19 protein-coding genes are annotated in these 19260 nt (G+C 58.9%); 12 read left to right on the forward strand and 7 right to left on the reverse strand.

All coding sequences use genetic code 11. The annotated features are described in order from the left end of the window. Positions 1 to 66: 66 nt before the first annotated feature. Positions 67 to 708 (reverse strand): heme ABC exporter ATP-binding protein CcmA, encoded by a 642-nt coding sequence (gene ccmA / locus PL597_RS12355; RefSeq protein WP_142912955.1) that lies wholly within the window; start codon positions 706 to 708, stop codon positions 67 to 69. A 269-nt stretch (positions 709 to 977) separates the two neighbouring features. Here ccmA and acnA point away from each other — a divergent pair, with 269 nt between their 5' ends. The 3 genes from acnA to PL597_RS12370 all read left to right on the forward strand — a co-directional run bounded on the left by acnA (position 978) and on the right by PL597_RS12370 (position 5394). Then, the gene (gene acnA / locus PL597_RS12360; RefSeq protein WP_271365258.1) at positions 978 to 3671 is read left to right on the forward strand and encodes an aconitate hydratase AcnA; all 2694 of its coding nucleotides are present in this window, start codon (positions 978 to 980) and stop codon (positions 3669 to 3671) included. Between the two features lie 188 nt (positions 3672 to 3859). Then, positions 3860 to 4600, forward strand: a complete 741-nt coding sequence (locus PL597_RS12365; RefSeq protein WP_269825466.1) for a DUF1223 domain-containing protein — start codon at positions 3860 to 3862, stop codon at positions 4598 to 4600. A gap of 401 nt (positions 4601 to 5001) precedes the next feature. Beyond that, complete coding sequence (locus PL597_RS12370; protein ID WP_003523170.1) at positions 5002 to 5394, forward strand: DUF2794 domain-containing protein; 393 nt, start codon at positions 5002 to 5004, stop codon at positions 5392 to 5394. 140 nt (positions 5395 to 5534) lie between these two features. Here the strand turns inward: PL597_RS12370 and PL597_RS12375 are convergent, their stop codons facing one another. The 3 genes from PL597_RS12375 to PL597_RS12385 all read right to left on the reverse strand — a co-directional run bounded on the left by PL597_RS12375 (position 5535) and on the right by PL597_RS12385 (position 9759). After that, positions 5535 to 6272, reverse strand: coding sequence for a Bax inhibitor-1/YccA family protein (locus PL597_RS12375; RefSeq protein ID WP_269824772.1), 738 nt, complete (start codon positions 6270 to 6272; stop codon positions 5535 to 5537). Between the two features lie 218 nt (positions 6273 to 6490). Beyond that, positions 6491 to 9052 (reverse strand): ABC transporter permease, encoded by a 2562-nt coding sequence (locus PL597_RS12380; protein ID WP_271365259.1) that lies wholly within the window; start codon positions 9050 to 9052, stop codon positions 6491 to 6493. Then, positions 9049 to 9759, reverse strand: coding sequence for an ABC transporter ATP-binding protein (locus PL597_RS12385; RefSeq protein ID WP_142912959.1), 711 nt, complete (start codon positions 9757 to 9759; stop codon positions 9049 to 9051). The genes PL597_RS12380 and PL597_RS12385 overlap by 4 nt, the downstream gene beginning before the upstream one ends. A gap of 91 nt (positions 9760 to 9850) precedes the next feature. Here PL597_RS12385 and PL597_RS12390 point away from each other — a divergent pair, with 91 nt between their 5' ends. Next, a complete protein-coding gene (locus PL597_RS12390; protein WP_271365260.1) occupies positions 9851 to 10501 on the forward strand; it encodes an arylesterase in 651 nt (216 codons plus the stop codon). A 68-nt stretch (positions 10502 to 10569) separates the two neighbouring features. Beyond that, entirely contained in the window at positions 10570 to 11163 is a 594-nt protein-coding gene (gene thpR, locus PL597_RS12395) for an RNA 2',3'-cyclic phosphodiesterase (RefSeq protein WP_077985482.1), read from the forward strand. Here the strand turns inward: thpR and PL597_RS12400 are convergent. Next, the gene (locus PL597_RS12400; protein ID WP_271365261.1) at positions 11097 to 11576 is read right to left on the reverse strand and encodes a low molecular weight protein-tyrosine-phosphatase; all 480 of its coding nucleotides are present in this window, start codon (positions 11574 to 11576) and stop codon (positions 11097 to 11099) included. The genes thpR and PL597_RS12400 overlap by 67 nt on opposite strands. A gap of 58 nt (positions 11577 to 11634) precedes the next feature. Between PL597_RS12400 and PL597_RS12405 the strand changes: the two genes are divergently transcribed. From PL597_RS12405 to PL597_RS12435, 7 genes are all read left to right on the forward strand, one after another. Then, entirely contained in the window at positions 11635 to 11940 is a 306-nt protein-coding gene (locus PL597_RS12405; RefSeq protein WP_077985484.1) for a 4a-hydroxytetrahydrobiopterin dehydratase, read from the forward strand. A gap of 51 nt (positions 11941 to 11991) precedes the next feature. Then, a complete protein-coding gene (locus PL597_RS12410; protein ID WP_271365263.1) occupies positions 11992 to 12372 on the forward strand; it encodes a YkvA family protein in 381 nt (126 codons plus the stop codon). Between the two features lie 296 nt (positions 12373 to 12668). Further along, positions 12669 to 13172, forward strand: coding sequence for an invasion associated locus B family protein (locus PL597_RS12415; RefSeq protein WP_077985486.1), 504 nt, complete (start codon positions 12669 to 12671; stop codon positions 13170 to 13172). A gap of 266 nt (positions 13173 to 13438) precedes the next feature. Then, positions 13439 to 14611, forward strand: coding sequence for a 23S rRNA (adenine(2503)-C(2))-methyltransferase RlmN (gene rlmN / locus PL597_RS12420; RefSeq protein ID WP_271365296.1), 1173 nt, complete (start codon positions 13439 to 13441; stop codon positions 14609 to 14611). Between the two features lie 109 nt (positions 14612 to 14720). After that, on the forward strand, positions 14721 to 15674 hold the full coding sequence (locus tag PL597_RS12425) for an ABC transporter substrate-binding protein (protein ID WP_271365264.1): 954 nt from the start codon (positions 14721 to 14723) through the stop codon (positions 15672 to 15674). 107 nt (positions 15675 to 15781) lie between these two features. Further along, positions 15782 to 16663, forward strand: coding sequence for an ABC transporter permease (locus tag PL597_RS12430; protein ID WP_077985488.1), 882 nt, complete (start codon positions 15782 to 15784; stop codon positions 16661 to 16663). Further along, positions 16660 to 17454: an ABC transporter ATP-binding protein gene (locus tag PL597_RS12435; protein ID WP_077985489.1), complete on the forward strand. Its 795-nt coding sequence runs from the start codon at positions 16660 to 16662 to the stop codon at positions 17452 to 17454. The genes PL597_RS12430 and PL597_RS12435 overlap by 4 nt, the downstream gene beginning before the upstream one ends. Before the next feature lie 38 nt (positions 17455 to 17492). Here PL597_RS12435 and PL597_RS12440 read toward each other — a convergent pair whose 3' ends face one another. Further along, positions 17493 to 18140: a LysE family translocator gene (locus PL597_RS12440; RefSeq protein ID WP_077985490.1), complete on the reverse strand. Its 648-nt coding sequence runs from the start codon at positions 18138 to 18140 to the stop codon at positions 17493 to 17495. A gap of 120 nt (positions 18141 to 18260) precedes the next feature. Continuing rightward, a complete protein-coding gene (locus tag PL597_RS12445) occupies positions 18261 to 19115 on the reverse strand; it encodes an SDR family NAD(P)-dependent oxidoreductase (protein WP_271365265.1) in 855 nt (284 codons plus the stop codon). Between the last annotated feature and the right edge of the window lie 145 nt (positions 19116 to 19260).

Genomic DNA, 19260 nt, shown 5'->3' on the forward strand with positions numbered 1-19260 from the left:
GATCTCCCCTCTTGAGGGGGAGATGCCCGGCAGGGCAGAGGGGGGTATGCCCCGTGCGCAAACCGTTCATGCCCAAGCCTCCACACCCGCAAAACCCGTCATCTGCAATTCACGCGCCTTCTCTAGCCCCAAAGACTGATGGGTCGCAGCCAGGACAATCCCGCCTTTCCCCAAATGGCTTTTGACGAGATCGGTAAACATCCCGTCCGCAGCTTTGTCGAGCGCCGCCGTCGGCTCATCGAGTATCCACACCGGTCGCCATGCAATCAAAAGCTTCGCCATGGCAAAACGACGCTGCTGGCCGGCGGAGAGATAACCGAAGGGCAGGTGGGTAATGCCGGCAAGGCCAACGATCTCCGCTGCCTCATCAATCATCATGCCCGTGCCGCCGGCAAAGTCGCTGAGGAATTCCTTCCAGAAGCGCAGGTTTTCCGAAACGGTCAGTTCGGTTTTCATGGCATTGCGATGGCCGAGATAATGGCAAGCCTCTGACGGCCGCATCTCCTCATCAACCCCTTCGCCGGCTATCTTTACGCTGCCTTGTTCGGGGCGCAGTAGGCCGGCGACTGTCCGCAGGAGAGTGGATTTTCCCGAGCCGTTGCGGCCGGTCAGCACCAGAGCCTCTCCATCGCTTAACTTGAAGGAAATGTTCATGAATATGAAATCTTCGCCGCGTCGCACGCCAAGATTTTCCGCCGTCAAATCCATGCTGCGATTCCGTTTCAGATTTCGTCGTCTCGATAAAAAAATCGATTAGCTTCGTGGAATGGTCTGGCACGTTTCTCCGAAATTATCTATATGGGTGTCAACCACGCCAGCGGCCGGCGTGAACATCATCTTGCGCCGGACTTGACGATTGCGAGGAGCAATTTTCACGTGCGGACAGCGGAAATGGTCGTACCCGCATCCTGATGTGCATGAGTGCATAGGTGTCCGCACGAACGTGTTGGCTATCAGTGTAAGCGGGGTTTTAATCCATGCCCAAGTCACTCGACAGTTTTCAATGTCGTTCCGTCCTTACCGTTGATGGTAAGGACTATGTCTATTTCAGCCTTCCCAAGGCTGAAGCCAATGGCCTGAAGGGCGTTTCCAAGCTGCCCTATTCCATGAAGGTTCTGCTGGAAAATCTGCTGCGTTTCGAGGACGGCCAGTCCGTCACCAAGGCGCACATCATTGCGGTTTCCGAATGGTTGAACAACAAGGGCCTGACCGAAACCGAAATTGCCTACCGCCCCGCCCGCGTTCTCATGCAGGACTTTACCGGCGTTCCCGCCGTGGTTGACCTCGCCGCCATGCGCGACGGTATCAAGGCTCTCGGTGGCGATCCGGAAAAGATCAATCCGCTCGTTCCCGTCGATCTCGTCATCGACCACTCTGTTATCGTCGATGAATTCGGCACGCCGAATGCGTTTGCCCGCAACGTCGAACTCGAATATGAGCGCAACGGCGAGCGTTATCGCTTCCTCAAGTGGGGCCAGCAGGCGTTCAAGAACTTCCGCGTTGTCCCGCCGGGCACCGGCATCTGTCACCAGGTCAACCTCGAATATCTCGGCCAGACCGTCTGGACCAAGGAAGAGGATGGCGAGACGATCGCTTATCCGGATACCTGCGTCGGTACGGATTCGCATACCACGATGATCAATGGTCTCGGTGTTCTCGGCTGGGGTGTCGGCGGTATCGAGGCTGAAGCTGCCATGCTCGGCCAGCCGGTTTCCATGCTTCTGCCTGAGGTCATCGGCTTCAAGCTGACCGGCAAGGTGAAGGAAGGCGTCACCGCGACCGACCTCGTTCTGACCGTTGTGCAGATGCTGCGCAAGAAGGGCGTGGTTTCGAAGTTCGTCGAATTCTTCGGCCCCGGCCTCGATTCGATGTCTTTGGCCGACCGTGCAACCATCGGCAATATGGGCCCGGAATATGGTGCGACCTGCGGCTTCTTCCCGGTTGATGGTGAAACCATCAATTACCTGACCATGTCCGGCCGCGCCAAGGACCGTATCGCGCTCGTCGAAGCCTATTCCAAGGCGCAGGACATGTGGCGCACCGGCGATGGTTCCGACCTCGTGTTCACCGACACGTTGGAACTCGATCTTGGCGATGTCGTGCCCTCCATGGCCGGACCGAAGCGTCCGGAAGGCCGCCTGCCGCTCGAAACCATCGCGCCGAATTTCGCGACGGCTCTCGAGAACGACTACAAGAAGCCCGGCCAGCTCCACAGCCGCTATGCGGTTGAGGGCGAGGAGTTCGATCTCGGTCACGGCGATGTGGCTATTGCCGCCATTACGTCGTGCACGAACACGTCCAACCCCTCCGTTCTTATTGCCGCCGGCCTTCTCGCCCGCAATGCGGTCGCCAAGGGGCTGAAGTCCAAGCCATGGGTGAAGACCTCGCTGGCACCGGGAAGCCAGGTCGTTGCCGAATATCTCGACAAATCAGGTCTGCAGAAGGATCTCGATGCGATCGGTTTCAACCTCGTCGGTTTCGGCTGCACCACCTGCATCGGCAATTCCGGTCCGCTGCCGCCTGCGATCTCCAAGACGATCAACGACAAGGGCCTGATCACCGCCGGTGTTCTCTCGGGCAATCGCAACTTCGAAGGTCGTATCTCGCCTGACGTTCAGGCGAACTATCTGGCCTCGCCGCCGCTCGTCGTCGCCTATGCCCTTGCCGGCACGGTCCAGAAGGATCTGACCAAGGAGCCGATCGGCGACGATCAGAACGGCAATCCTGTTTATCTCAAGGATATCTGGCCGACCTCCAAGGAAATCCAGGAATTCATCCTGAAATACGTCACCCGTGAGCTTTACGAAACGAAGTATGCCGACGTGTTCAAGGGCGATGCGAACTGGCAGGCCGTTCAGGTTCCGCCGGGCCAGACCTATGCCTGGGACGACCAGTCTACCTATGTTCAGAACCCGCCCTATTTTGTCGGCATGGGTAAAAAGGGCGCCGGTCTCAAGAACATCAAGGGCGCGCGCGTCCTCGGTCTCTTCGGCGACAAGATCACCACCGACCATATTTCTCCGGCCGGTTCGATCAAGGCCGCTTCGCCTGCCGGTGCCTATCTGACGGAGCATGGTGTTGCCGTGGCCGACTTCAACCAGTACGGCACGCGGCGTGGCAACCATGAAGTGATGATGCGCGGCACCTTCGCAAATATCCGCATCCGCAATCACATGCTTGGTCCGAACGGCAAGGAAGGTGGTTACACCATCCACTATCCGTCCAAGGAAGAGATGTCGATCTACGATGCTGCCATGAAGTACAAGGCAGAGGGCGTACCGCTCGTCATCTTTGCCGGTGTCGAATATGGCAACGGCTCTTCCCGCGACTGGGCGGCCAAGGGCACCAACCTGCTCGGCGTGAAGGCTGTGATCGCACAGTCCTTCGAGCGTATCCACCGCTCCAACCTTGTCGGCATGGGCGTCGTTCCCTTCGTCTTCGAGGAAGGCACGACTTGGGCGAGCCTGGACCTCAAGGGCGATGAAATCGTCGAGATCGATGGTCTCGAAGGCGAAATCAAGCCGCGTGAAAAGAAGATCGCCAAGATCACCTACAGCGACGGTTCGGTGAAGGAAGTGCCGCTTCTGTGCCGCATCGATACGCTTGATGAGGTGATCTACATGAACAATGGCGGCATTCTGCAGACCGTTCTGCGCGATCTGGCCGCTTAACGCTTTGACGATCGAAGGCGTCGGGAGAAATCCCGGCGCCTTTCATTTTGCGGTCTCTTTTTTTGTGATTGTCGCTCACCCCTTCGTGACTTTCTATTGAAGGGCGTTAGACGTTATTTTCCGATTTGCATCCGGCAGGATTGATCGCATCAATTCGTCTGGATCTCTTCCGGACAAAGGTTTTTGTAATGCCGCTGAAATTCCCTCTGTCGATATGTCTTCTCGGCACGTTTCTCGTCACCTCCGCGCAGGCGCAGGAGGCCGTGAAGGGCGTCGTCGAATTGTTCACCTCGCAGGGATGCTCATCCTGCCCGCCGGCAGATGAAGCCCTGCGCAAGATGATCCAGAAGGGCGACGTCGTCGGTCTTTCCTACCATGTCGATTACTGGAACTATCTCGGCTGGACGGATTCGCTCGCCTCGAAGGAAAATACCGACCGGCAATATGGTTATATGCGCGCGCTCGGCCGTAACGGGGTCTATACGCCGCAGGCCATTCTGAACGGCCGCGACCATGTCAAGGGTGCCGATGTTCGCGGTATCTATGACAGGCTTGATGCTTTCAAGCGCGAGGGAAAGGGACTGAACGTGCCGGTTTCGTCGAAATTTGCCGGTGACGAGGTGGAGATCGATATTGGCGCTGGCAGCGGCAAGGCCGATGTCGTCGTTGCGTATTTCACGCGCGAGCAGACCGTGGATGTGCAGAAGGGCGAAAACCAGGGGAAAAAAATGTCCTACTGGCACAGCGTCTATGATGTGCAGACAGTCGGCATGTGGGATGGTTCGCCAATGACGGTGAAGCTTCCGGCGAGCGTGGTGGCCAAGGTGAAAAAGGGCGGCTGCGCCGTGCTTTTGCAGACAGCCAACGCCGGTGGCGATCCCGCGGCAATCGTCGGCGCCAGTATCCTGCTTGGAAATGGAAACCCTTGATCGCCCGTAAGGCGATGGAAGATCCGGTCCGGGCATTGGGGGCTGGGGGTAAAGGGTCAATGCACCGGACCGGGTCATCTTGGTGCCTAGGCATCAATTGACAATAGGACTATTCCACCCAATTCAGGCCATGGTTTGACCGAAATACGGCAGCCTACGCGAAAATGGCTGCCTAAATGGTTACCATTTTTAACCCCTGCTTTTGCAGTTGGCAGCGCTTGTCCGAGAAACGGCGGGCGCAGTTCTGCGCTGCCGTCTTCCGGTTCCGCTGCGCATCGAAGGCTTGTCAAACCCTGCCCGGAATTCCCCTGTCCTGTACGCCATGCCGGTGCAAAGACTTGCAATTTCGCCCTCTCAGGCTCACACTGCACGGATGATTTGGGTGGAATCGGAGGTATTGGATGACCGATCAACCGGATGTGCAGCAGGTGCAGACCGCTTCACGTGACAATTCCACCGTCATCGATCTCCGCGAATATAAAAAGAACAAGGACCCTTTGCCGGTCACCTTTCACCGCCGCGAGCTGGATGCGATTCTGCGCATCTATGGCCGCATGGTGGGAGAGGGCGAATGGCGTGACTACGCCATCGATCACCTGAAGGAAAAGGCAGTGTTTTCCGTCTTCAAGCGCTCAGGTGAAATGCCGCTTTTCAGGATCGAGAAAAACCCCAAGCTGGCGGCGAAACAGGGTGCTTATTGCGTGGTGAATACGGATGGCCGCATTTTAAAACGTGGGCATGAGTTGCCGCAGGTTCTGAAGGTCTTCGACAAGGTTTTGAAGCTCATCGAGTGAGATGAGATGGCGCGCTATCCCACCAGCCTGCTGTGGCTCTATGCGACAAACGGCGAAAGGGCAGTCCGTGAGAAATCTGGTAAATAAAAAGGCGGCCGGAAGGGCCGCCTTTTGCATGTCTGCCAGTTGGGTTCCTGCCCTTACTTGTCACGGTTACCCATGAACTGCAGGAGGAACATGAACAGGTTGATGAAGTCGAGATAGAGCGTCAGCGCACCCATGATCGCCTTGCGGCCAGCCACGGCAACGTCATCGCCATCGAAATACATTTCCTTGATCTTCTGCGTGTCGTAGGCGGTGAGGCCTGCGAAGATCAGAACGCCGATCGCGGAAATCGCGAACTGCAGCGCAGAAGACGCGAGGAAGATGTTAACGATCGATGCGATGATCAGACCGAACAGACCCATGATCAAGAAAGAGCCCATACCGGACAGGTCCTTCTTGGTCGTGTAACCGTAAAGCGAGAGCGCGCCGAACGAGGCAGCGGTCACGAAGAACGTCTGCACGACGCTCTGGCCGGTATAGACCAGGAAGATCGAAGACAGTGATACGCCCATCAGTGCCGCATAGACCCAGAAGGTCATCTGGGCAGCGGAAACGCTCATGTTCTGGATGCGGAAGCTAAGAAAGAACACCAGTCCGAGCGGTGCGAGCATGACGACCCAACGCAGCGGCGACGCATAGAGCAACTGGGCGAAAGCCTCATTGGTGGTCGCGAGCGTAAAGGTCGCGAATGCCGCGACACCGGTGATGACCAGAGCCAGCGCCATCAGGTTATAAACCTTCAGCATATAGGCGCGAAGACCTTCATCGATCATCGCACCAGACTGTGCACGCGTCTGCGCCATGCGGTTCTGGTAGTTATTGAAGTCAGCCATTGTTTCCTCTTTTGAGCTCCGTGATTGCTACGGTGTCGGGATACCTCCCGGGCGCCGCTGCGGAGCTTCAGCAAGCCTGCTTGAGAATATGATGGCAGATCGTGTCCGATACAAGGCCTTTTCCCGTCGAAAAGACACCATATGCGCGAAAAGCGCTCACGTTTTGGCGATCATTACAAAGAATTAATCGTTAAAGTTAAGCGGCGTACAACCGATGATCATTCGCCTGCCTGCCGGAGAACCGGGGCTGCCTTCTGCCCGAGAATCCGCCATGTGCCGATGAGACCGATGCCCACCGTCATGACGAGGGCGACGACGAGGGTTCCGATCGCCACATCCGGCAGGAAGCTGGAGGGCAGCTTCATGATACGGGCAATCACGAACCATGCGGAGACGCCGCCGGCGAAAAGCGCGAAGACAGCGGTGGCGAGGCCGAGCATCATATATTCATAGGAGAAAGCGCGGATGAGCAGGTTTCGTGTGCCGCCCAGCGTTTTCAGGATGACCGCGTCATGGGTACGGGCGCGGTTTCCGGCGGCAAGAGCGCCGGCAAGGACCAGGACGGAGGCGATGAGCGCAACGGCCGCAGCGGCGCGAATGGCGGTAGCGAGTTGGCCGACAAGCCGGTTGACGACATCGAGCGCATCCTTCACGCGCACGCTGGTGATCGTCGGATAGGTGTTGGTGACGGCTCGCAATATGCGGCCCTCGTCGCTGGCGGTTGCGGCAGGATCGGCAAGGGTCGCAAGCCAGGCATGCGGTGCGCCGCGGAAGGTATTGGGCGAAAACACCATGACGAAATTGATTGAGAGGGATTCCCATTCGACATTACGCAGATTGGCGATCTTGGCCGTGATGCTGCGGCCGAGCACGTTGACGGTAACCGTGTCGCCAATCTTGAGACCCAGTTCTCCAGCTTCCTCGGCTGCGAAGGAAACCAGCGGCTCGCCGCTATAGTCCGGCCCCCACCAGCTTCCTTCTGTCAGAGTCGCATTTTCGGGAATATCCTGCGAATAGGTAATGCCCCGGTCGCCGCGCAGCACCCAGCGCCCGGCCGGAGGCACCTCCATCTTCGTGACGTCCTCGCCGTTGAGCGCCAGGATGCGGCCGCGCAGCATCGGCACTTCTGTCAGCGCGCCTTCCGGCGCTTCCTGTTTCAGGAGATCGCGGAAGCCCTGAAGTTCGCTGCCCTGAATATCCACGAAGAAGAAATTCGGTGCGCGGTCCGGCAGGCTGTCCGTCAATTCGCGACGCAGATTGCCGTCGATCAGCGTCAGCGTCACGAGCAGGGTCAGGCCGAGGCCGAGCGAAAGAACGACGGAGGGGGTGAGCGCGCCTGGCCGGTGGATATTGCCGATCGCCAGCCTGAGCGCAGCCGAATGAACGCGCGGGCTGCGCTTGGCGATGGCCTTGACGCCGGAGGCAACGAACCTCAGCACCATGAACGCAAAAGCGATGGCCGCCAGGAAGACCGAGGCGATGAAGCGGTCTTCCGCAGAAAAGATGGCAAGAGCGGCGAGCGCCGCCAGCAGCAGGCCGGTTGCTACCAGATAGGGCCAGGATGGCCAGCTTCCCTCCTCGAAACCCTGTTCGCGGAAAAGTGCCGTTGCCGGCACCTCGCGCGCTTGGCCAAGGGGTACGATGGCGAAAGCGAGCGTCGTCAGGAGACCGAACAGGGCGGCAAGACCGAGAGCGCCGGGATAAAAGGCAAGCTCCTTCGGCACGGGCAATACGCCCTCCAGAAACCGCATGGCGATAAGCGGCGCGACGGCGCCGACGACAAGGCCGATGATGATGCCGACGGCGGCGATGAAGGCGATCTGGAAGAGATAGGTCATGGTGACCACCGAGGCCGGCGCACCCAGGCATTTCAGCGAGGCGATGGTGGTGCGTTTAGAATCCAGAAAGGCGCGAACGGCATTGGCGACGCCGACCCCGCCAACGATGAGCGCGGTGAGGCCCACCAGCGTCAGGAATTGCGAGAAGCGATTGACGTTTTCGGTGAGCGATGGGGCCGCCCGGTCACTGGTGCGGATGGACCAGCCGGCATCGGGAAAGGCCTTGTTGGCCGCATCGGTCATCGTTGACCGTGCCGAAGGATCGCTCAGCCTGATCTTGTAGGCATGTTCGACAAGACTCCCGTTCTGAACGAGACCCGAGGCGAAAAGGGCGTCGCGACTGACCATCAGTCGTGGAGCAAAACCGAAACCGTCGGACAGAGCATCCGGCTCGTCGACCACGGTGCCGGTCAGTTTCAGCTTCACATTACCGAGCAGGATTTCATCGCCGACCTTGATGCCGAGCCGTTCCAGCAGAAGCGGCGCGGCGATGGCGCCATAAGTGTCGCCGTTCCCGGCCAGAAGTTCGCTCAGCGGTCGGTTCGGCTCGGCCACGAAAGTTCCATAGAGCGGGTAGGCGCCGTCAATGGCCTTCACTTCCGTCAGGGTCTGTTCAGACCCATCGGCAAGGCGCGCCATGGAACGCAGCCCGGTGGAAACCGCGACGGTACCAAGGCGGTCGAGATAGGCCCGTTCCTCCTGCGTCGCCTCCCTGTTGCGCAGCTCGAAACGGACGTCTCCGGCAAGGATCGACTGGCCTTCGGTGGCTATGGCGCTAGTGACTGCGCGTGACACGGAATTGACGGCGGCTATGGCACCGGTTCCGAGCGCAATGCAGGCAAGGAAAATGTAAAAGCCGCGCAGGCCGCCACGAATTTCGCGGCGCGCAAGCCTCATGGCGTTTCTTATATTGGCGAAAGAGGGGAAAATGGAGCCGATCATGCCGATACCGCCCGCGCCATCTGGGGACGGGCGCTGTCGCCCTCAATCTCGCCGGATCGCACCTTGATCTGCCGTGAGCACCGGGCGGCAAGCGACGGATCATGGGTGACGAGGATCATCGTCATGCCCCGTTCGGCCTGCTTGGCAAAGAGAAGATCGGCGATTTGCCTGCCGGTATCGGTATCGAGGTTGCCGGTCGGTTCGTCGGCGATCAGTACGGCCGGCGAAGGGGCAAGCGCGCGGGCGATGGCGACACGCTGCTGTTCGCCGCCGGAGAGCTGGCCGGGATAATGGCTCAGGCGCTCGCCGAGACCGACAGCGACGAGCTCGCGTCTGGCGATCTCGAACGGGTTTGGAACATTGGCCAGTTCCAGCGGAACGGCGACATTTTCCAGCGCCGTCATATTGGCGATGAGATGGAAGGACTGGAAGACAATGCCGATATTCCGGCCGCGGAAATCCGCCAGCGCATCTTCGCCGAGCTTGTGCAGTTCGGTGTCGGCAATGATGATTTCGCCGCTATCGAGCCTCTCGAGACCGGCAAGCACCATCAGAAGCGTCGACTTTCCCGATCCGGAGGGGCCGACGATACCAACCGCCTCGCTCTCTCCGATTGAAAGATCGATGTTCTTGAGAACGTGAACGGAGGCGGCGGCATTGCCGAGCGTGAGGTCGGCTTTCTTCAGCTCTATGATGCTTTTCGTCACAATTCTCGTTCCTATATAGGGTGATGAAAACGGTCTGGCGCTCGATGCGGTCGGTATTTCAGACAATGGGAACCAAGTTAGGAAAGCCGTGATGAGATTTAAAGCTGCCCTGTTTCACTTCATCGTCATTTTCGCCGCTGCCTTTTCGGGCTCTGTTGCGATGGCTCAGGAACGGACATTGCAACTGGTCGGCCTCGGCGACAGCTTGATGGCTGGTTATCAGCTGCCGCCAACCGACAGCTACACCGCACAGCTTGAAGCTGCATTAAAGGGCAAGGGCGTCAATGTCGCCATCGCCAATGCCGGTGTGTCCGGCGATACCTCTTCCGGCGGTCTGGCGCGGGCGGAATGGTCGGTTCCCGATGGTGCGGACGGGGTCATCCTGGAACTCGGCGCCAATGACGCTCTGCGCGGAATTCCCCCCGAACAGACCGAAAAGAACCTCGACACCATCATTTCCGGTTTTCAGAAGCGCAACATAGCCGTGTTGCTGGTCGGCATTATGGCGCCGCCGAATATGGGCGATGATTATGCCAGCCGCTTCAATCCGATCTTTCCGAAGCTCGCCGAAAAATACAACCTGCCGCTTTATCCGTTCTTTCTTGATGGCGTGGTGACGGATGATGCGCTGAAGCTGGACGACAAGATGCACCCCAATACGAAGGGTGTGGCGATGATGGTCGAAAAATCTTTGCCGGCTGTTGAAAGCTTCATCACGACAATCGGTGCGCAAAAAAAATAAGCACTTGCGCCCATCCGTTTTGCGTGATTCGCTATGCTTGTTCTGCCAAGAGATTCGGGGAGCTCGCCATGCCGAGACTGTTTACCGCCCTCGAAATTCCGCGCAATGCGGCTATGAGCCTCTCATTGTTGCGCGGTGGTCTGCCGGGAGCCCGGTGGATCGATGTGGAGAATTATCACATAACCCTGCGTTTTATCGGTGACATCGACGGTCGTACCGCAGATGAGGTCGTGGACAGGCTGGACCGGATCGACAGGCCGGAATTCCAGCTGAACCTCACCGGTATGGGGTCCTTCGGTTCCAAGAAACCGCATTCCATCTGGGCCGGGGTTTCTCCCTCGCCGGAAATGCATGCGCTTCAGGCGGAAATCGAGCGGATTTGCCAGAGGATCGGTCTCCCGCCCGATCCGCGCAAGTTCATGCCGCATGTCACGCTGGCGCGGTTGCGCTCCTCCCGCGTGGACGATGTGGTGCAGTATCTTTCCGGACGCGGCAACTTCCGCACCTCGCCCTTCACGGTCGGCCGTTTCGTGCTGATGTCGTCGAAGGAATCGGTGGGCGGTGGACCCTATATCGTTGAAGAGGCGTTTCCGCTTCATGAGGCGCGGTCCAGCTCCATCTTTTCGAGCAACGATCTGCATCCTGCCAAGAGCATGTTGTAGACCTTGAGGAACCCGTCCTCGGCCCCGTAATAGGGGTCGGGGACGTTCTCGCGGCAGCCAGTGGCATAGTCCATGAAGAGATGGATCTTGTGTCGCTGCCTTCCCGGGCTCGATTGCAGCAGGTTCGCCAGATTGTTTTCGTCCATGGCGAGTATCAGGTCGAAGGTCTCGAAATCCGCCAGGGTGACCTGTCTCGCCCGCTGCCGGGAAATATCGACGCCATGCCGTCGCGCCATGGCGATGGACCGTGGATCGGGCGCGTCACCCGCGTGCCAGCCGTCGGTGCCGGCGGAATCGATGGTGAGCTGATCAGACATGGCCGCGCTGTCGGCAAGGCGTCTCAAAACCCCTTCGGCCAGCGGTGAACGGCAGATATTGCCCATGCAGACAAAAAGAATAGCTGTATGTTTCATGGATTGTGCGTCGATCCCGTCGTTGAAGCGTTAATGGGTCTCAAGCGGAGGTAAGTTCATGAAATATCCCAGACTAGAGCCGGACGCCATCCGGCAGGCCCTGTCGAAACTAGAGGGCTGGTCCCTGCGCGAGGACGGAGCGGCTATCGTCCGTTCCTTCAAGTTTGCAAGCTTTGCGGAAGCCTTCGGTTTCATGGCCGAATCCGCACTTGTGGCGGAAAGGCTCAATCATCATCCCGAATGGTCCAATGTCTATTCGCGGGTGAAGGTCTGCCTCACCACCCATGATTCGCAGGGTGTGACGGAGCGCGATTTTCTTCTGGCCGAGGCCATGCAGAAGGCGGCTGCGGCCCGAAGCAATTGAACGGCGGAGCTTAAATCCCATATAATAGCCGTGACCGGAGGACCGTCGATCATGGATGATGTGAAAATCGGTGAAATTCTTCTGCCTGGTGAAGCCGACAGGCGGGAGGAGCGCGAGAACGTCGTGCGTGCGAAATTCTGGCCCAAGCTGAAGCGCGTGATGTCGAAGGTACCTTTCGCACGCGATGCGGCGGCGGCCTATTATTGCGCGATCGACCGCGATACGCCGCTGCGCGCCAAGGGTATCATCCTGGCGGCGCTCGCCTATTTCATCATGCCGATGGATGCCGTGCCGGATGTGCTGGCCGTTATCGGATTCACCGACGACATCGCCGTCATCACGGCAGCGCTCGCTATGATCCGCGCCCATATCAAATTGGAGCACTACGAGGCGGCTGACGCCATGCTGAAACGGCAGCAGGAAGCCGGGTAACGCCTCTGTGATCTGCCTGTTCGGGCGAGCCTGACGGGCGACAAATTCTTGCCTGAATTTATGTGTCATACACACGAAAGAAGGGTGTTTCGCACCTTTCTCCTCAGGGCGTCGGGAGTCGCCAATCTGTAACACCGCAAGACGTTTCCGGCATTTTATGCGTGTTGTTGACGGTTTGGTAACCGCTTCCCGACCACAATGAGAAAAGACGATCCGCACCTGAACGTGGCCGATCCAGAAACTGGGCTCGCCGATGCTTCGGGCCAATGGAAGACAATAACCCGGCAGGAAATTCAATGTTTGTAAGAAGTGTAGCAACCGCAGCGGCCATTTTGCTGACCAGCGTCGGCGTAGCATCTGCACAGTCGCCCACGCGCATCCAGCAGTTCAATGCATGGGGTGCCTATTCGTACAAATCGGGCAACAGCACCGTCTGCTACGTTCTTTCCATTCCGACCGCCAAGGAGCCGGCAAATGTCGACCACGGCGATATCTTTTTCATCGTCTCGCAACGTCCGGGGCAGAACATTTCCTATGAGCCGCAGGCCATGGTGGGTTATCCGCTCAAGCAGGGTTCCAAGGTTAATGTGACGATCGACAACAAAAACTTCGTCATGTTCACCAAGGACAAGGCCGCCTGGGTTGAAAACGCCGCCGAAGAACCGGCGCTTGTGGCGGCCATGAAGGGCGGCAGGTCCATGACCGTCAAGGCCACCTCCGGCCGTGGCACCGCGACATCCTATTCCTATTCGCTGTCGGGTATTTCGGCGGCTCTCAAGCAGATCGAGAGCTGTAAATAATCCTGACACCGTATTGTGTCTGACAATGGCCGGTCCTTGACCGGCCATTTGCGTTTTTACTTGTTTGATGCTAAAGGCGCGGCAACATTGACAGGCGGATGCGCGAAAACTGCTCCGCCTTTGATTTTCTCGACATGCAGACGATTTTCCGCCTATCCGAAAGGCCGGTCGTGCGATGCATGGAATGATGGGATAGCGTAATGTCTGTAATGCAAGCCCCTGCCGGCCTGGCAGTCAAAACGCCGTTGATCGCCAATAGCGATCTGATGTCCGGCAAGCCGTCGCTGATCGCCATGACCCGTGAGGAAATGGGTGAGGCGCTTTCGGAAATCGGCGTGCCGCAGAAGCAGGTGAAGATGCGCGTCAGCCAGTTGTGGAACTGGCTTTATGTGCGCGGCGTCTCCGATTTCGACAATATGACCAATGTCGCCAAGGAGCTTCGCGAGAAGCTGAAGGCGGCCTTTACCATCGCCCGTCCGGAAATCGTCGAGGAACAGATTTCCAATGACGGCACCCGCAAATGGCTGATGCGGTTCCCACCGCGCGGTGCGGGACGTCCGGTCGAAATCGAGACGGTCTATATTCCCGAAGAGGGTCGCGGTACGCTGTGCATTTCAAGCCAGGTGGGCTGTTCGCTGACCTGTTCCTTCTGTCACACCGGCACCCAGCGCCTCGTGCGCAACCTGACGGCTGAGGAGATCCTTTCCCAGCTTCTGCTGGCACGCGATCGGCTCGGTGATTTTCCCGACGGTTCGACGCCGGTCGGCGCTTATGTGCCGAGCGAAGGCCGCAAGGTTTCCAACATCGTGATGATGGGCATGGGTGAGCCGCTCTATAATTTCGAGCATGTGAAGACCGCGCTTTTGATCGCCACCGATGGCGATGGCCTGTCGCTCTCCAAGCGTCGCGTCACGCTCTCCACATCGGGCGTTGTGCCGGAAATCTTCCGCACCGGCGATGAGATCGGCGTCATGCTGGCGATTTCGCTGCATGCGGTGCGCGACGAGCTGCGCGACATGCTGGTGCCGATCAACAAGAAATATCCGCTGAAGGAACTGATCGAGGCCTGCCGCAAATATCCGGGCCTCTCCAACGCCCGTCGCATCACCTTCGAATATGTGATGCTGAAGGATGTCAATGACAGTCTGGAAGACGCCAAGATGCTGGTGCAGCTTTTGAAGGGCGTCCCGGCCAAGATCAACCTCATTCCGTTCAACCCATGGCCGGGCACGAACTATCAGTGCTCGGACTGGGCGCAGATCGAGAAGTTCGCCGATTTCATCAATCAGGCCGGTTATGCTTCGCCGATCCGCACGCCGCGCGGTCGCGATATTCTCGCCGCCTGCGGCCAGTTGAAGTCGGAATCGGAACGGATGCGCAAGACCGAAAGGCTGGCTTTCGAGGCGATGATGATCGCCAACCACGGCGCGGATGACTGAATAAGCCGCAATTGCCGCCTGAAAGCTTGTTTTGCAGCGGTTCTCCGATTGATTTCGGGCTGTCTTGTTCCTAAGAAGACGAAAACAGGGAACCAACAGGAGGATATCCATGCGCGCACTCATTCTGGCTCTCGCCGCCGCGAGCGCCCTCGTTCTGCCGGCCAAGGCTGAAAACGTCACCGTTGCTGTCACCGCCATCGTCGAACATCCGGCGCTTGACGCCGCCCGTGACGGCGTCAAGGCCGCGCTTGCCGAAGCCGGTTACAAGGAGGGTGAGAACCTCAAGTTCCTTTATGAGTCCGCGCAGGGCAATCCCGGCACCGCCGCGCAGATCGCGCGCCAGTTCGTTGGCGATGCGCCGAACGTCATCGTGCCGATCTCCACGCCCTCCGCGCAGGCCGTCGTTGCCGCCACGCGCGACATTCCGGTTGTCTTCACGGCGGTTTCCGACCCGGTCGGCGCACAGCTCGTCAAGGACATGCAAAAGCCCGGCCGCAACGTGACCGGCCTTTCGGACATGCTCCCGGTTGGCGAACATCTGGCGCTCATCAAGGAAATCTCCCCGAACGCCAAGTCCATCGGTTTCATCTACAATTCGGCCGAGGCCAATTCCGTATCGACGCTCGCCCTCTTGAAGGCTGAGGCTGAGAAAGCGGGTCTCAAGGTTGTTGAATCCGTCGCCACCAAATCGGCAGAAGTGCAGGGTGCAACCCGCGCACTGGTCGGCAAGGCCGATGTGATCTACGTTCCGACTGACAACACTATCGTTTCCGCTTTCGAAGCGGCTGCCGGTGTTGCTTCCGAAGCCAAGATCCCGCTTTACGCGGCCGATACGGATTCGGTCGCCCGCGGTGCGGTTGCCGCCCTCGGCTTCAACTATTTCGACGTTGGCAAACAGACCGGCGCCGTCGTCGTCCGCATTCTCAAGGGTGAAAAGCCGGGCGATATTCCGGCAACCGTTGCTGTCGGCACTGATCTGGTGATCAACAAGAAGGCCGCCGAAAAAGCCGGCGTCACCTTCCCGGAAAGCGTCACCAAGCGCGCCACCAAGGTCATCGACTGAACCGAAACCAGACTGAATAACGGGCGGCGGCAAATTCGCCGCCCGTTTTACGTGGCGCGAGACAGCACCCGTATCCGCCTGATGGCGGCAATAACAAGGACATTACCGTGAGCCAAATCGCCTTCTGGGGCGCCGTGGAGCTGGGACTGGTCTTCGCTTTCGTGGCGATCGGCGTTTATCTCGCTTTCCGTGTGCTTGATTTTCCTGACTTGACCGTGGACGGTTCGTTTCCGCTCGGCGCCGCCGTGGCTGCCGTGCTGATCATCGCCGGTCTGAATGCCTGGGTTGCGACGGCGATTGCGATGGTGGCCGGTGCCGCCGCCGGCATCGTGACCGCCACCCTCAACGTTCGTTTCAAAATCCTCAACCTGCTTGCGTCGATCCTGACGATGATCGCGCTGTTTTCCGTCAATCTGCGCGTGATGGGAAAGCCGAATGTGGCGCTGCTCAATCAGGATACGATGATATCGCCGTTTTACGGCCTCGGCCTGTCGGAATATCTGGTGCGGCCGCTGTTCGTCGGCGCGCTGGTGCTGGCCGCGGTCATCCTCGTCTGGCGTTTTCTTGAAAGCGATGCGGGCCTTGCCATGCGCGCGACGGGCGCCAATGCCCGGATGGCGCGGGCGCAGGGGGTGAAGACAGGTAACCAGATCTACCTCGGCATGGCGCTTTCGAATGCCCTGGTCGCTCTCGGCGGCGCCCTGTTCGCGCAGACCAATGGTTTTGCCGATGTGACCTCCGGTGTCGGCACTATCGTTGTCGGGCTTGCGGCCGTCATCATCGGCGAGACACTGTTCGGCGCGCGCGGTATTCTGGTCGCGCTGATCGGCTGTGTCTTCGGCTCCATCGCCTATCGTCTCGCCATCCAGCTCGCTCTGTCGAGCGATGTGCTGGGCCTCAAGGCGTCCGATCTCAATTTCGTAACGGCGGTATTGGTGGCCATCGCATTGATCCTGCCCCGACTGCGCCGCGGGGGAGCAACATCGTGATTTCCCTTTCCGATATTCAGGTTGTCTTCGGGCGCGGCACGCCGCTGCAGAAGCAGGCGCTCTCCAAGATCGACCTCACTATTGAGGATGGCTCCTTCGTCACCGTCATCGGCTCGAATGGCGCCGGCAAATCGACGCTGCTCGGCGTTCTCGCCGGTGATGTCCTGCCGACGGCGGGCAAGGTGATGATCGGCGGCGCCGATGTAACCCGCAAACCGACCGCCAGCCGGGCGGGGCGGGTGGCGCGCGTGTTTCAGGACCCGCTGGCGGGCAGCTGCGGCGCGCTCACCATCGAGGAAAATCTGGCGCTGGCGGCGTCGCGCGGCACGCGTCGCGGCCTTTTGCCGGCGCTTGGGCGTGGTCGGCGGGATTTCTTCAAGGAGCGCATCGCCTCGCTCAATCTCGGGCTGGAAAATCGTCTGAAGGACCGCATGGACCTTCTGTCCGGCGGTCAGAGGCAGGCAGTCTCGCTCGTGATGGCGACGCTGTCCGGCTCGGACGTGCTGCTGCTGGATGAACATACGGCGGCACTCGATCCCGGCATGGCCGAATTCGTGATGGAGTTGACCCGCAAGGTGGTGTCGGAGCGCAAGCTGACGACGCTGATGGTTACCCACTCCATGCGTCAGGCGCTGGATTATGGTAGCCGCACGATCATGCTGCATGCCGGTGAGATCGTGCTCGACGTTTCCGGCGACAGCCGCAGGGATCTCGAGGTCGAAGATTTGATCGACATGTTCCGCAAGATACGCGGCCAGAAGCTCGATGACGATGAGTTGCTGATCGGTTGATTGTAAAAAAGGCGCCGTAGGGCGCCTTTTTGTTGCCGTCAGCGCGCCTGCGTGAAGAAAATCTTGACGGCGAAAAGCGAAAAGACACCTGCGATCGTATAATCCAGTCCGCGCAGAATTTTCCGGTTGCGTTGCAGCCAGGCTGAAAGAACATCTGCCGCGATTACGATGCCGATGCCGATCGGCAGCGCGACGATGATCGACCAGATGCCGAGGAAGATCAGCTTGCCGGTCACATGCGGATCGGATGCGCTGACGAATTGCGGCAGGAAGGTCATGAAAAAGATGATGATCTTCGGGTTCAGCAGGTTGACCCAGATGCCGTTCAGCAGCGCCGACTTCAGGGAGGACTGCGATTTTTCGCCGGCGCTTTTCACCATCACGAAATCCGAGCCTTTGCGGATTGCCTGGATGGCGAGCCAGACCAGATAGGCGGCTCCGCCGGTCTTCAGGATCATGAAAGCCGTCGGCGAGGCGACGATGAGGGCGGCGACGCCGAAGGCGACGAGCATCGTGTGCACGGTAATGCCGATATTGGTTCCCAGAAGCGTCATGAAACCTGCCGTCCGGCCCTCACGCAGGGAGCGGCTGATCCAAAGCGTCATGTCAGGCCCCGGGGTCACAGCCAGAAGGAGAATGGCAATGGTGAAGGCGATCAATGTCGGCAGGCTGGGAACGAAATCCATCGCGGCACCCGTAAAAGCTGGAGATTGCCGTGCTTAACGCGGTTTCGCATTTCTGCCAATGCTTTTGAGCACTGACGCGAAAAACCGCCGCAATGGTTACATCGCGGCGGCCCGGAACATTCAGTTTTTCAGGAAGCTGGTGAAGGCGGCGGAATATTCCGTGTGCCAGCGCGATAGCGGCGGACGGTTCTGGACGATGTCATAGGCCGCCCAGAGAATGCGCTTTTCATCGGTCGGTCGGTCCACCTCGCCATCCGGGCAAAGAATGTAGAAATCGCCCCGACCGATGCTTTCAACCATGAAATCGACGGTCTGTTCGCCGGTCCATGCGCCTTTAGGCTTTTCTGTCCTGCCATGGGCGGTGAGGCCGGTGAAGACGAAGCCGGGGATCAGCAGATGAGCGGAAACCGAGCTGTTCGGTAGGTTACGCAATTCGTGCTGAAGCGCCTCCGTGAAGGTTTTGACGCCGGACTTCGAGACATTATAGGCCGGATCGCCGGGAGGCGTGGTGATGCCCTGCTTCGAGCCGGTATTGACGATGAGCGCCGGCTCGCCATGGGCGATCATGCCCTGCCCGAAAACACGGCTGCCGTTCACGACACCCATCAGATTGACGTTGATGATATTTTCCCAATTGGCCTGTGGACCGAAAATGGCGCTGCCGGGCTGGATGCCGGCATTGTTCATCAGGACGTGAACGCGTCCGAAACGCTGGATCACGGCGCGCTCCAGCGCCTCCAGTTCATCGAGCCTGGATATGTCGGTCGGAATGGCGACAACCTGCGCTTCGCCGTTCTTGGCAACGGCCACAATATCCGCATGGGCTGCAGCAAGCCTCTCGCCGTCGAGATCGACGAGCACGACACTCATGCCGAAACCGGCGAATTTGCGGGCTGCGGCAAGTCCGATGCCGGAGGCAGCACCGGTGATGACGGCGACATTATCTTCCTTGAATGCGGGGTGGATGGTCGTCATAGGTCTCTCCTTCGCGTCGTTTCGGCTGTTTCCAGCGGTTTGCAACGTTGCCTGAACCTCACGGGTTTCATTCACGGTCTTCAAGTTGATCGCGCCGCTTTATGATAAAGCGCGAATTTTCATAATGCATGTGACAATCGCCTCG

Source organism: Agrobacterium sp. ST15.13.013 (assembly GCF_027956525.1).
In the GTDB taxonomy this organism is placed as follows: domain Bacteria; phylum Pseudomonadota; class Alphaproteobacteria; order Rhizobiales; family Rhizobiaceae; genus Agrobacterium; species Agrobacterium salinitolerans.